This is a genomic window from Hungatella hathewayi WAL-18680 (genome assembly GCF_000235505.1).
Taxonomy (GTDB): domain Bacteria; phylum Bacillota; class Clostridia; order Lachnospirales; family Lachnospiraceae; genus Hungatella_A; species Hungatella_A hathewayi_A.
This window is the reverse complement of sequence record NZ_JH379028.1, coordinates 52,848-67,731: the sequence shown is the minus strand read 5'-3', so window position 1 is coordinate 67,731 and position 14,884 is coordinate 52,848. Positions and strand designations below refer to the sequence as shown.

The 14,884-nt window shown below is 48.7% G+C and carries 5 protein-coding genes and 1 pseudogene; 1 reads left to right on the top strand and 5 read right to left on the bottom strand.

The window, feature by feature from the left end:
* The 5 genes and pseudogenes from HMPREF9473_RS27810 to HMPREF9473_RS16240 form a co-directional block, all read right to left on the bottom strand.
* A pseudogene (locus tag HMPREF9473_RS27810) lies at positions 1–3,392 on the bottom strand (hypothetical protein); the annotation flags it as partial.
* A 13-nt stretch (positions 3,393–3,405) separates the two neighbouring features.
* Positions 3,406–3,939, bottom strand: coding sequence for a hypothetical protein (locus tag HMPREF9473_RS16255; RefSeq protein ID WP_006781252.1), 534 nt, complete (start codon positions 3,937–3,939; stop codon positions 3,406–3,408).
* Between the two features lie 311 nt (positions 3,940–4,250).
* Positions 4,251–5,219, bottom strand: coding sequence for a hypothetical protein (locus HMPREF9473_RS16250; protein ID WP_006781250.1), 969 nt, complete (start codon positions 5,217–5,219; stop codon positions 4,251–4,253).
* Between the two features lie 277 nt (positions 5,220–5,496).
* Positions 5,497–6,315: a pyridoxamine kinase gene (locus tag HMPREF9473_RS16245; RefSeq protein ID WP_006781249.1), complete on the bottom strand. Its 819-nt coding sequence runs from the start codon at positions 6,313–6,315 to the stop codon at positions 5,497–5,499.
* Between the two features lie 103 nt (positions 6,316–6,418).
* Positions 6,419–8,674: a glycogen/starch/alpha-glucan phosphorylase gene (locus HMPREF9473_RS16240; protein ID WP_034859697.1), complete on the bottom strand. Its 2,256-nt coding sequence runs from the start codon at positions 8,672–8,674 to the stop codon at positions 6,419–6,421.
* A gap of 278 nt (positions 8,675–8,952) precedes the next feature.
* Here HMPREF9473_RS16240 and HMPREF9473_RS16235 point away from each other — a divergent pair, with 278 nt between their 5' ends.
* The gene (locus HMPREF9473_RS16235) at positions 8,953–14,769 is read left to right on the top strand and encodes an InlB B-repeat-containing protein (protein ID WP_006781247.1); all 5,817 of its coding nucleotides are present in this window, start codon (positions 8,953–8,955) and stop codon (positions 14,767–14,769) included.
* Positions 14,770–14,884 lie beyond the last annotated feature (115 nt).

The following is a 14,884-nucleotide window of genomic DNA, read 5'->3' as shown; positions in this document are numbered from 1 at the left end:
AGGCCGGTCTCTTTCTTTTTGACAATCCCATAGACCGATAAATGACTCAGCTGAACGGTATAAACTTCCCGCTCCGGGATATATATGGAATCCGGCAGATATTCTATCTGACCGTCCTCTCTCAGACAGGCAATCTGAAACGCTCCTGCCGTCTCCCCTTCCTTCAGCCGGTATGGAAGCTCCAGCAGAAGCCGTCCATTTCCAAAACCGGTTATAGTGTCTGCTGCCTGTTTCTGTGGGTTCCAATAGGAAGCAGTCAGGGAATATGCCGGCCGGGTCTCAAACAGTGCTTTTCCGCTTTCGTTTAAGGAATCTCCCGACAGGTTTGTGACACTTATCTGAATGTCCGCGTTCGCCTGTTTATAGAATTCCTGCACGGAAGCCAGATTCAGCCCCAGCACAATGTCAGGACTGTCTAACACAAGGGTAAACTGGGACACCTGATTATTAATAATGCGTTCCTGAGTCACCTTGGGCAGATTGACCGTGGCGGAATGAACCGCCTGGTTCCCGGTATTTATCTTTATTTCCACAAACACGCTGCGCCCGGTGACACCACGTTTTTCAGATTCCTCCGCTGCCTTTTTTATTGATTCTTCCACCGCTTTGTCGGGAATCGATACGGATATGTTCCCATTTGGGCCAGCTGGGACTTTCATCTCAGTTTTCACCGTAACCGGAGCATCCGGTGTCCCGTTTGTATCCACCGGTGCCACTGCCGGTGGCGTGTAGGAAGGAAGGATAACTTCTACGGTGCTTCCGGAACTGCTGCCGGATGAGCTGCCGGAGTCACCAGAATTGCCGGAGCCGCTGGAACTGCCGGAGTCACCGGAACCGCTGGAGTCATCTGTGTCTCCTCCCGGCGCCGGAATGTATGCCCCAACCGTAACCTCCAGACTGTCACCGGCCAAGACGGTTCCCGCCGCCCGGGCACGCACCTGGTAGACACCGTTTGCAAGACCTGTAATCACACTGCCGGTTCCAGGTATCCAAACAGATGCGTCCGATTTTTTGTACTCCATCGCCGCCGTCACACCCATCAGCTGGCCATCCTGGTTGGCGGCCGTGGTACAGCCTGCTGCCGTCACACCTGTGACTGACGGCCCTTTCGCAAGGTCAATCGTCAATACCTGGCCAAGCACATGGGTTTCGCTCTCTTTCACCCGGATTTGGATGCCATGTTCCACTGTCATGCTCATCAAATACGCCGTCAAATCCGTATTATCCGCACAGACAATCCAGCTGCCACCGCGGTCCAGACTGTATTCCATCGTCTCGTCGGACCCCCAGAGACGGTTTGCATGCTCACCGTCGAAGGCAAATGTAACCTCCGGCACCGGGCTGTCCGCCCTGGCTATGACGCCTTTCGTACTTCCACTGACAGAACCGGTCTCCACCGTGCTGCTTATCTCACAGGTGATAACCTGACCGATATCCTCCTTCACGGTGATATAGTCACGGTTTGCACCGATTACATTTTCTCCACGTTTCCATCGATAACTCAGCCTTCCGGTGTTATTACTTTCACTCAGTGCAGCGGTAAGCGTCTGATCGTATTTTAAAATGCCGCTGATGGTCACCGTTCCGGTAAGTTCCGCCAACGCTTCTGCCACCACCGTGATGTCCACATCTCCGGTTATCTTCTCCGCTTTAATCGAGATAGCACAATTGGATTCAAAATTATTCAGCTGATAATCCCTGCCCGGAGTCAGCAGGTTACCTCCCACCTTCACAATCACCTCTTCTGCCTCAAGCTTGTATCCATCCGTAGCAATAAATGAAACCGATAAACGCTGTCCGATTTCTACCCTCACAGGCAACAGATTTTCCCCCTCCACACCGGTGAGGTGATAGTTAACCTTATAACCGGGTTTCGCCAGCTTTATCTGGTTATTCTCCTTATCCAGTACAAGGTCAAAGGCACCTCCCTTGTAAGAAAGTTTCGCTAAATCATCCTCTGTGATGGTGTAAGCAGGCGATACGGCGCCCGTGGCCACCAGGGTATTGGAAACCGCGTCGTCACCGATTCCCTCAATCTCCAGATTATGTTTGAGCGCGGATGTGATAGTCCATGTGGAACCCGTATCTTTCACTCTGAGATACATCTCATTGGGAATATCGGCATCTCCGCCCATGGTAAAGGTACCGCTGTTGAAGAAAATATTTGCGCCGCCCCCACTAGGATTGCCTGTTCGGGCAATGTTATCGTGGACAGAACCACCGGTCATCGTAAATGGCCTGCTTGCTCCGCCGGTCTTAAAAATGCCGCCTCCACGGCCGCTTGGAACCGAATTTCCGGTAATTTCCCCTCCTGTGATAATCAGCGTGCCATTGCTGTAAATACCACCGCCGAAGGTAGAGCTGGAATCTGTCCCGGTTACGGCATTACCGCTGATTGTTCCACCGTGAATTTCTATGGTTGGAATAGCGGAATAACCTCCCTCAGAGATGGCGCCGCCGTTTTCCACCGCCTCGTTACCACTGATTTCCCCGTCATTCATCACAAACTTTGTATTGCCGCTGTTTGTAAATTTCACGGCCGCTCCATAGGAAGCGCTGTTACCCGTTATTTTCCCTCCATTCATCGTCACAACCGCCGTATTGGAACCGGTTGTCTGAATACTGACAGCGCTGTTTTTGTTATTTTGCAGGATTGTTTCGTCCTCCAGTATCAGCTCCGCATTCACCACTTTTATTAAATTTTCCACTGACGCCGTTCCTGTCACGGTCCCATTTCCGTCCAGTATCACGTTTTCCAGAATCAGCAGTCCTCCGCTCATGGAAATCAGGCTGGCTCTGCTTCCCGTATAGCCGCCGCTTCTCAACAATGTATAGGGGCCGCCGGCCTGACTGGTCAGCTTGATACATTTATCCGCCGGAGGAGTGATGGCAGACAACAGTTCCTGGTCAAACGCCAGCTCAATCACCGTTGGACTCATCGGATCCACGCTGTCCGCCGCCGCAAATGCCTCTGCCAGCGTAGAGTATCCCTGGCTTCCAATATAGGCGCATAGCGTCCCTCTTTCATCCAGCTCCATCCGCTCTGCCATCATCGCCGCAAAATCAGCCAAGGCCAGCAGCTTGTCCGTGTGTTCCTCATCAATCAGCGCTCTCTGCGCTTTTGAAAGACCGTCATATGCAGTTTTTACTTTCTCAATCTCTGCCAGCAGATTTTGCATACCCGCCACCCATTGAGGGAACTCCGGGTCCTCGTCGCCGGCCATATTTTCGTAAATGCTGTCCACGTCAGGCATCGCGTCGATTCTATCTATCAGGTCCGTTACCGTGTCATCCGCGTCAAATGGGGTGGCAGACGGCACCGTCCCCGGTGATGGCGGTATCAGATTTGGAGATGACGTAGTCTCATCTTCTTCCACGGTCACTGTAATCACTGGCAATTCTGCATCAGGTCCAACTGTCCATGGTTCCGGCAATACAGGTGTAAAGCAGAAATACCCCCCCTGTATATTTATTATAATTTTCGTCACACTCCCACTTTACACCGGTAATTCTGGCGTGTTTAGGAGAGGCAGATTCCTTCTCTTTATACGCCTCCGATAAGGTAGCAGTTTCCCAATCCGGTTCCTGCTCCTCATCGCTCACCAGAACCTTCAGAGTACCTGGCAGAACCAGGGCATGTTCTTCAGTGCCATATGGCACTGTCTGGTATTTCACATCGTCCGCAAGCTCCTCAAAAGACAGGATTACCCTGCCATCCGGCGTTTCTCCGCCTTCTTTTGCATAGGCCGTCACCGGCATCATCGTCAACATCATGCAGGCGGATAACAGGCCTGCGGTCACTCTTCGCATCTGCAGACGGGATTTCTCCCCTACGCTCTGAATCCCCCAGCCAAGCAGTAAAATCACCAGCACCGGATATTTCAACAGCGAATGGCGTTTCGCCAGCATTACCAATCTGTCAATCACTTGATTCCCCATTGCTTCCACCCCCTTCTAACCGGATTACCGGTCATATAAACCAGCCTTCTCTCTTCTCCCGCTCTGTCATTGGTACAAATAATGCTCACCATAAATGACAACCTCCTCTCTTAAAATTAGAAAATTTCCCCAAAAGATTTGTATTCTATTATCTTTATTTCTTATTTTATACGATTTTTTACCGGATTTGTTGGGTTGCACCTAATCAGCATCCCGATACACTTAAACAACAAAAAAATACCTTCCGGCTGCTGATGATTCACACATCATAGTCGAAAGGTACCTGTATTCTACTTTCTCATGGAAAACAATTAAAGATGATATTTCTCATATAATTTTTTGCGCAGCTTCTCATCCGAGGCTGCTTTCACAATCAAATCCTGACGTTTCTGCCTGGTTAGGAGTAATATCAATTCTGAAAGGCGGCGCTCGCCTTTGGCTTCTCCTGCCGCTTCTCCATCCGCAATCAATTCATCAATCGCCTTACACATATCTTTTTTCTCCTTTCCTTCCTCTCCACCAATCAGTTTCTGCAAACGCTTCTGCTCTCCAAGCAGTGACCACATCGCCATCATTGCGTCCGCATCCATATGATTTAATGCTTCCCGGTTTTTCTTTACGTAATCGTATAGTAACGTCTTCTCTGTATTATATTTTAACATACCAAAAATGTATTGTAAATCCGTTTTGAATTTCTCCACATGCTCTATCTGATTTGCCTGAATCAAATTGATATGATAATCCGGTATGTAGTTTCGAAGCATTTCCATATCTTCTGTTTGGGTCTGCTGCTCATCGATTCCCATCATATCATACAGACATCTGTTCCCATCCCAGTCATCCCCCAGATACAGCACCACACTGATAACCGGAACAATCCTGTCTTCCTTGGTGATGCCTGACAGGAACTCTTTGCTGTCTTTCAACTCTCCCTTATCCTTATGCACTGTCTCCAGTTCCTGCAGCTGCTCCATATAGTTCAAAGCATCATAAATCATGGTTCTCACAGGCATTGCATAATGTTCCTCACGCTGTGTCTCACATGCCATAACCACAAAATAAGTTCCAAACGGTGCCTTCATCACTACATCCCGGTACCGATGCAGGGTACGTTTTTTCCCTTTGCTGTCCACGTAGAGCAGTCCTGATTTATCCGGCATCAGTTCCAGCTCCTCCGCCTTCAATACCTGCTTCCCATGAAAGATGCCGCCATTTATCAAATCAGCAAAGTACGATTTCTTCATGATTAAATGATTGATTGTATAATCCAATTCCGCCATAAGCGCTTCTCCCTTCCGTGTATTGTCAATCCCACACAAAGGCCCCCATTGCGCATCACTCTCCTTCTTAAAACTGTTTCTTAGTTAAAACTGTTTGAAATATTTGCAGAGTCTGCAAAGATTACAAGGAATCGGAGAGAACAGATGTCTCTCTGAATGTGTATTTATCATAGTCGATTTACGACTGGAAGTCAAGAATTATTTTTTCCTGGCTTATCACTGTCCTGACAAGCCAGGAATCGTATCAAATATCAACAAAAATCCCACGGTTCCCCACTTACCGCAGCGTCCCCAGCAGTTCCTCAAAACACACCCCGTCTGTCAGCGGGATTTCCATCTCGATGGACTTCTGGATGCATTTCTTGATGAAGTTTGACGCTTTTTTCACAGACTTCTGAAAGGGGACTCCGTTTACGGCATCTGCGGTGATGATGGCGGCGAAAATGTCTCCGGTGCCGCAGCGCTGGGTGCCTACTTTCAGGGTGCGCAGAAGTTTGGCCTCCCCATCCCGCTCATAACAGTAGTTGGCAATGTACTCGCCCTGGGGGATGCCGGTGATGACCACTTTTCCAGGTCCCATCTGGCCAAGCTGTCTGGCCAGGGCCTCGATATCTTTGATCTTCCATTTTTCTTCATGATAAGCCGTATCGGTCAGGATGCAGGCTTCCGTCACATTGGGCGTGATAATATCCGCATAGCCCACCAGCCGTTTCATCTCCTCGCACATGGGCTTTGTGTAGGTGGCGTAGGTCTTCCCGTGGTCTCCCATAATCGGGTCCACCACAACCACAGTTCCCTCCTTCCTGAAATCCCCCAGGAACCCAATCACAATGTTCATCTGCTCTTTGGACCCCAGGAAACCGGTCTCTATCCCCTCGAATTTCAGCCCCAGCTTCTTCCACTCATTGATGTAGGGCTGCATTTTCTCCGTGTAATCGTCCAGATAATAGCTGGGAAATGCCGTGTGGTTGGAAAAAATGGAGGTGGGAACCGGACAGCACTGAACCTTCAGAGTGGAAATGATCGGCAGCGCCACCGTGACCGCACACCGGCCGTAACCGGATATATCGTTGATAATCGCAATTTTTTTCTGCATAATAGTCTAAACTCCTTGATATGAAATTCAAAAAAACACCTGCACACATTATATCATTGCCATGTGCAGGTGTCTAATCCTTCTAACTATTTATTTCCATCCATTATTTCAGTTTCCAGATATCCCGGTTGTACTCCGCGATGGTTCTGTCGGAGGAGAAATAACCGGCTTCACTGGTATTCACCAGCATCTTCTTCGCCCAGGCCATCCGGTCCTCGTAGTCGCTGTACGCCTGCTCCCTGGTCTTTACGTAATCCTCATAGTCAAGCAGGGTCATAAACCAGTCCTTGTTCAGCAGTTCCTTGTAAAGCCGCTCCAGGTTCTCCTTCTGCCCAATTTCCATCAGCTCCGGTCCCACGATGAAATCCACCACTTCCTTGATATCCTCATGTTCCTCGTAGTAATCCCTGGAGCAGTAATCCGCCTTGGCGTAATGCTCAATCACCGTCTCGCTGGACTCCCCAAAGATATAGATATTCTCTTTCCCAACCAGCTCGGCAATCTCCACATTGGCCCCGTCCATGGTTCCCAGCGTCACGGCGCCGTTTAACATGAACTTCATATTCCCGGTTCCGCTGGCCTCCTTCGATGCCAGAGATATCTGCTCGGAAATGTCGCAGGCCGGAATCAGTTTCTCCGCCTGGGTCACATTGTAGTTCTCAATCATGACCACCTTCAAATACGGGCTGACTTCCGGGTCATGATTCACCAGTTCCTGAAGGCAGAGAATCAGGTGGATAATATCCTTGGCTATCACATAAGCCGGCGCCGCCTTGGCCCCGAAAATAACCGTGATTGGTCTCACCGGCAGCTTGCCGCCCTTAATCTCCAGATACTTGCGGATGACATAGAGCGCATTCATCTGCTGTCTCTTATATTCATGGAGACGTTTAATCTGGATATCATAGATGGAGTTCTCATCAATCTCCACTCCCTGGGTTCTCTTGAGATACTCTTTCAACTCTTTTTTGTTGCGCATCTTGATATCCAGCAGCTTCTGGAGAACCGCCTCGTCATCTTTATACTTCTCCAGCATTTCCAGCTTCATGGCGTCTTCCTTGAAGCCGTCCCCAATCGTCTCCTCCAGCAGATTCGCCAGCGGCCGGTTGCAGTGAAGCAGCCATCTGCGGAAGGTAATGCCGTTGGTCTTGTTGTTAAATTTCTCCGGATAGATTTCATAGAAGCCGTGAAGCTCATTTTCCTTCAAAATCTCCGTGTGGAGGTATGCCACGCCATTGACGCTGAACCCGTAATGGATATCCATGTGGGCCATATGCACCCTGTCGCTCTTGTCAATGATGGCCAGACTGGTGTCGTCAAATTTCCTTCTCACCTTATCATCCAGAATCTCAATAATTGGAACCAGCTGCGGAACCACCTTCTTCAAATAGGCAATCGGCCATTTCTCCAGCGCCTCGGCCAGAATGGTGTGATTGGTGTAAGCGCAGGTCTTTGACACAATCGCGATGGCGTCATCCAGCTCAACGCCCCGCTCCATCAGCAGCCGGATCAGCTCCGGAATCACCATGGACGGGTGGGTGTCATTAATCTGAATCACCGCGTAATCCGGCAAATCATAGAGCTTACAGCCCTTGGCCACACACTCATCCAGAATATATCTGGCCCCGTTGCTGACCATGAAATACTGCTGGAAAATGCGCAGCAGCTGGCCCTTCTCGTCGCTGTCGTCCGGGTACAAAAACAGCGTCAGATTCTTTTTGATATCTTCCTTATCAAAGGAAATGCCGTCCGTCACAATGCCCTCATCCACCGTCTCAATGTCAAACAGATGGAGCTGGTTGGTCCGGTTGTGGTACCCGGTCACAGCGATATCGTACAGCCTGGAATGAACCGTCAGATTGCCAAATGTCACCGGGTAGGAAATCTCGGTGCGCTTCAGCCAGCTGTGCTTCTCTATCCACGGATTTTTCGTCTCCTTCTGAAGATTGTTCTCAAATTCCTGTTTGAACAGACCCAGGTGGTAGTTCAGACCAATACCGTCCCCGTTTAACCCCAGCGTCGCGATGGAGTCCAAAAAGCAGGCCGCCAGCCGGCCGAGACCGCCATTTCCAAGAGATGGCTCCGGCTCTGCCTCCTCAACCGCACAGATATCCTTGCCGTGAGCCGCCAGTTCCTCCCTGACCTCCTCGTAGATGCCAAGATTAATCATGTTGTTGGACAACAGCTTACCGATGAGGAACTCCGCGGAAATGTAGTACAGCTTTTTCTTTCCCTCATTGCTCTTCTTCTCCTCCGCCATCCGGGAGGTCATCGAGAGCAGGGCGTGGTATAATTCCTCGTTGGTGCAGTGTTCTATCTCTTTTCCATAGTTAGCTTTTACATAATCGGTTACATTCATCATTGTTAAAACTCCTTTCAGAATCTCCCGGCGAATCGGCGGGGTTTCCATTGAATCTATGATTTCCTGTTATAGACATTGTAATACTATGACTACGGTTTTTCTTGTCATATCATTTCCAAATATAATACTATTCTATCAATTTTCTCTTTTCAATTACCCCCCCCCTATTTGCCACGGTACCAATACTATTCACCCCAAAAGCCAATTTCATGCCTCACTCTATGATACTATGTTCTTAAATTACATAGTAATATGAACATAGGAGGAAACAACACTTGAAAAAACAAAAGCAGCGAAAACAACATTTATCAAAACAAGTTCTATCACTCATCCTCTCTGCCGCTATGATTTTCACACTTCCGGCAGCCACATATGCGGTGGAGGACACCAGTACAGACAGCGGACTGTGCCAGCACCATCCGGCGCATGACGAAGATTGCGGCTATTCGGCAGGGAGCCCCTGTTCCCATGAGCATACGGATGAATGCTATGAGACAGTGGAAAAATGCATACACAAACATACCGATGAATGCTACGAGGAAAATGACAATGATTCCCCCAGCCAGGCATCGCCACCACAGGCACAAACCCAGAGGACACTCATATGCACCCACGAATGTACCGTAGAAAGCGGATGCATTACCCAAAAATTGAACTGCCCTCATGTCCATGACGAGGATTGTGGCTATGTACCCGCTTCCCCCTGTACCTATGACTGTCAAATTTGTACGGAGTCAGACAGCAGTACCGGTACCGGCAATGACCATGCCGACGTAAAAAGCACGACTGTCATTACCGGTTTTGAGGCTTTGGACGAGTCCGTACGCATACAGACCGTGCCAGCAGGAACAGAGCGTGATGACCTGAATCTGCCAGCTGCCTTGAATGCAACAGGCTATCGATTGGAACAGACCCTCGAAAATGACACATGGACTGCCACGGAATCAACGGAAGAAGAACTCATCATCGATGTAGAGTGGAAAGTTGTTTCCGCCAAAGACACAACCAATGAAACGGCATCCTACGATTCCAAAGGCGGCACTTTCCGTTTTGCACCTGTTCTAACCAAGGATTACAAAGTGGAGGACGGTGTAAATCTGCCCGAAATCACAGTAACCGTAGTTCCGGACAACACCTTAAAGCTATCCGTCGATAACGTAATTGCCCTGATTGACGCCCTGCCATCCATGGAAGAAATAGAAGAAATGGATAATATGAGTTCCGAGGAAGCCGCTTCTTTAAAAAACAGGATACTCGCGGCGAAGAAAGCTTACGATGCGCTTTCTGATGAGGACAAAGCTCTAATTGACGCAGAACATACGGAAAAGCTGATGACACTTGTATCTTTTACAGAAATAGCATTGTTATCACAATCTTCCCCTGCGCCAACGGTACGCAACAAGAATATTTTTGCAAATGGAATTGAACTTCGGATTGTGGCTGGCACATCTACCGACACCAATGGAAATCCCTATACCAACATTCTCTATGATGCGGATGGGAATAACTCCATTGATGACGATGAATTCCTAACAATAGGTGACGATGCTCCTTCCGAAGCCGGTTACGATTTGAGCGCTTACTCCGTTTACGGAGGCAGTGAAGGTACGGATACAGATACTGAAATAACTGCCAATCCAAGTATCACCATGGAAGGCGGAACTCTCAACTCCATTTATGGTGGTGGGCTTGCAATCAAGAATATGTCATCAAATCCTCCCAAAACCTCTGTTAACGGAAGTACATCCATCACAATGAATGGAGGCAAGGTCTCCACCATCTTCGGTGGCGGACGGGCAGAGACAAATGTAACTTCTATTGTCACACAAGATACGGAAGTTAATATTTGTGGTGGCACAGTCGGTTCCGTTGCCGGAGGTGGTATGTGTGGCGCCTCCAAATCAACTACATCTGTGGAAGGCACAGCATCTATCACAATTACCGACGCCGTTGTTGAAAAGGATGTCTACGGCGGTGGTGTCTGCGTTGACAAATCTGCCACGGCAACCACAGGCGGCAGTTCCGTCACCGTAGGTGGCAAGGCCAAAATAGGAAATAACACAAATAACTGGGGACTCCGGCTAAACGGTGGGGACCCTGAAAAAGAGGACTATACTGACACCGGAGTAGATACATTTACCATCAGTCCCGATTTAGAATCGGATTCTGAAATTGTCGTTATCCTTCCGACTGACTACCCGGTAGATACAGTCCTGGCTACTGATGCCGTATCCACCGACGCAGACTATGTCGTACTGGCTGGCAAAGGACATGAACGGCTTTCTTTCAAGTTCGATAGCGATAACGATACACTGGTTACCTATCAGGAATTAAAGCCTTCCTTCGATTCCGGTACCCTCTACGCAAACGGCACGGCTTTATATATTGAAGGCGGAGCCGATGGAAAGGGCACGATTTATCTGGACACAAACCGCAATGGGAAAAAGGATGACGGTGAATTATCACTGGCCGGCGCCAATATTTACGACGCTCCCGCTGATAACAGTTCTATCTCCTTCCCCATTTATGGCGGAAGTAACGGGGAAGATATTACAAGTGACACCAAAATCACCATGACCGGCGGAACCGTAGGAAACATCTATGGTGGCTGCCATGAAGCAAAACTAGAGGGCAATACGGAAATTACAGTGACTGGCGGTAAAACTGGCAAAATCTACGGTGGCGGCCATCACGATACAAAAGTCGTCAGCCCATTACCATACGGCGTAACAGGTTCCACAAGCGTCACCGTGTCAGGAGGCCTTGTCAATGGCCCTATCTATGGTGGCGGACTTGCGGAAAATAAAGAAGTACGGTCAAAAATAGGCGGAAATACCAAAATTGTCATAACCGGAGATAGCACAGTCAATGGTAATATTTATGGCGGCGGCCATGCGAAACAGCGTTCCACCTCGAATATAACAGGCAGTACAAGCATCATTATCAGTACCAGCGGCAATGTGAACGATGTTTTTGGCGGCGGCCACATAGACAGCACTGACGAAATATACGGGATTGCCGAAATTGAAGGCAGTACATCAGTCTCCATATCCGGCCCCGGAAAAGTTAACAACGTCTATGGCAGTTCATGTGCAGTAGGCGGGGAAGCACCTGGCTCAACGTCAGAATATACCAAGCCAAAGGCAATTGTTCATGGCACCACAGATGTCAAAGTCAGCGGCGGCGAAATTACCGGAAGTGTTTACGGAGGCGGTTACGCAGAATGGGGAGGGGCGTTACCAAGCGTTTTAGGCAACTCATCCGTCACCATCAGTGGCGGCACCATTGCACAAAATGTCTATGGCGGCGGCTATGCAACCAGAAGCGGCTGGGCTGACATGGGAACTGCGGGATCTGGGGGAACTGCGGGAAGAACGGTAACTTCCGTAACGATAAACGGAGGTACCATATCCGGTTATGTTGCCGGTGCCGGGGAAGTTGAAAGTGAATCACACATCAACGGCGCTATTCATATATATGGTAATATCCTGATTACTATCACTAACGGTACGGTTTGCGGCAATGTCTACGGATTGGCCAATATTAGGGAGACAGGGATTTTCTGGATTTCTGTACTAGGCAAAACCGAGGTCGTTGTGGGTAATAAAGCCAAGATTGGCGATTCTGATGGCAACGGTATTGTCATCATTGACCCCGAAGACTATGATAAAAACATTTCTGCAAGTGTTACCTCCTTTGAGATAGAGCCCAACTTAGAAGAAGGCGCAAAAATTTATGCCAAGCTGCCAAAAGGAATCAAAAACGGCACGGTTATCGCCACCAGCGCAATTGAAGCAGACAAGAAATTCGTCAATTTAACGGGCGATGGTGCGGAAAATATGTCCCTCAAGTACGAGGATAACCAGCTTATTCTGGAAAAAGATATAAAACCAACGATTGATGCTGCGAAACATACCGTCTACGCCAATGGAAAACCACTCCTCATCACCGGCGCAGGTGGAAATACGACCATTTATCTTGACAACAATGGAAACGGTCAAAAAGACAGCGACGAACCGTCACTGAAAGGAGCCAGCCTCAGCAACGCTCCCGATGACAACACCGATCTTTCAGAGTGGACAATCTACGGCGGTTCTCTCGACGAAAAACTGACTGGAAGCACTCAAATCACCATGATTGGCGGCAAATTGAAAGATATTGTTGGCGGCGGCTATGCCAGTGCAGAAGAGAAAGATGCAACTATCGCGAAAAATACGGTCATTAACATAACTGGGGGCGAAGTCAGCAGTATTTATGGCGGCGGCCATGCAGAATCCAAAGCCATTGCAGATGTAACCGGCAGCAGAACGATTACGGCAGGCGGAACAGCTAAAATCGGTGACAAGGCCAAGAAAACCGGCATTATCCTCAACGGTGGTGATGATGGAGATGGAAACACGGTTATTTCCAACGGCGTGGATGCATTTGCTATTTCCGATAGCGTTTCACTGGCCACAGGGGCGGAGCTTAATGTAGTCATTCCATCCGGTTATAAGAGTGGGACCATTGCCACCAACGCGAAGCCTAACACCCACACTTATGTAAAGTTGACTGGTGACGGTTCAGATAACAAAATGATAAGTTTCAACAGCAGCGACAATATCCTTCATGTCAGCGACGCTCCAACTGTGGAAGCGTCAGCACATCATGTTTATGCAAACGGGATTCCGCTTCTGATTACAGGAACCAGTGACAGCACTTCTACCATTATCATTGATACCAATGGCAATGGCATAAAAGACACGGATGAACTGTCCCTGAAGGGCGCCAATATTGAAAATGCTCCCGACGATGGCTCTGACCTCTCCGGCTGGACTATCTACGGCGGATACGGCAATGCAGAGCTCACCGGCAATACAAAAATTACCATGAACAGCGGAAAGGTTAATACCATCGTGGGCGGTGGTTACAGTACCCTGAAACCGGCATCCGTAACCGGCAATACTTCTGTCACGATAATCGGCGGCACAGTAGCCTCCGATATATACGGCGGCGGATTTGAGGATGGCAAAGAAGCAGTGGCGGCAGTTACCGGTATTAAATCAATCACGGTGGGCGGTAAGGCTGTCATTGGCAGTTCTGCGAATCACGGTATCATCATTAATACCGTCACCGTCACTAAGCTGGCGAGAGCTGCCTCAACTGGCACTGCAAACGGCGTGGACAACTTTATAATTAATCCTGATTTAGCAGATGGCTCCAGCGTTTATGTCTCACTGCCAGCCAACTATACAAGCGGCGTTATCGCAACAGAAGCTGTTTCCGGTGACACAGAACATATAAAACTGACAGGAGCAGGCGCTGTTGACAAGATGGCCAGATTCGACAGTACCAACCATACTATCAAAGTGAAGGATAAATCATTTATCATTACTCTCCAGGCCAATGGTGGTACGGTAACTCCTTTAAGTGTCGAAACGGATAAAGCTGGCAAATTAACCGCCAGTCTTCCGACTCCGTCCAGAAACGGCAGCTACACCTTTGACGGCTGGTTTACGGCTGTCACAGACGGTGACGCCGTAACAACTGATACCATTTTTACTAAAGACAGCACTGTATATGCCCACTGGACCTATACAGGCAGCAATTCCTCCGGCAGCAACAGTTCCTCCGGGTCTACGACTTACAAATCATGGCTGCCTGGTGCTTACAAGGGAACCACGAAAGTGATTCACAATGTCATTGTTCCATCCTATACCGTTGAAGGAACCTGGAAAATTCAGGCGGATGGCAGATGGCGTTTAACCGGACAGGATGGCAAGGATTTCGCAGGTGGATGGGTAGCAGCATATAACCCATTTGCTGATGTCAGCAAAGGCCAGAGCATGTTTGACTGGTACTTATTTGATGCAGACGGATTCATGGTTCCCGGCTGGTATACGGACGAGTCAGGAAATACTTATTATTTAAACCCAATTAAAAATAATGTTCAGGGTGCTATGGAAACCGGCTGGACTATCATTGACGGAAAATATTATTACTTCAATGAAGTTTCTGACGGAACAAGAGGACGTCTGTACAGAAATGAAATCACACCGGATGGCTATTATGTAGATGCGAACGGTGTATGGGACGGAAAAACGAAGCGATAAAAGAAATTTAATATGCTGCTCTTAAAAGCGGTGGGAATAACTGTGAAAACGGCTTTCCCACCGTTTTTACGCTCCCTTCCTTGAAATTCTTTAGCTGCATATGGTACAATACTAT

Coding starts and splice junctions, on each gene's coding strand:
- HMPREF9473_RS16250 (WP_006781250.1), bottom strand. CDS start 5,219: ATGGCGGAATTGGATTATACAATCAATCATTTAATCATGAAGAAATCG.
- HMPREF9473_RS16245 (WP_006781249.1), bottom strand. CDS start 6,315: ATGCAGAAAAAAATTGCGATTATCAACGATATATCCGGTTACGGCCGG.
- HMPREF9473_RS16255 (WP_006781252.1), bottom strand. CDS start 3,939: ATGGGGAATCAAGTGATTGACAGATTGGTAATGCTGGCGAAACGCCAT.
- HMPREF9473_RS16240 (WP_034859697.1), bottom strand. CDS start 8,674: ATGAATGTAACCGATTATGTAAAAGCTAACTATGGAAAAGAGATAGAA.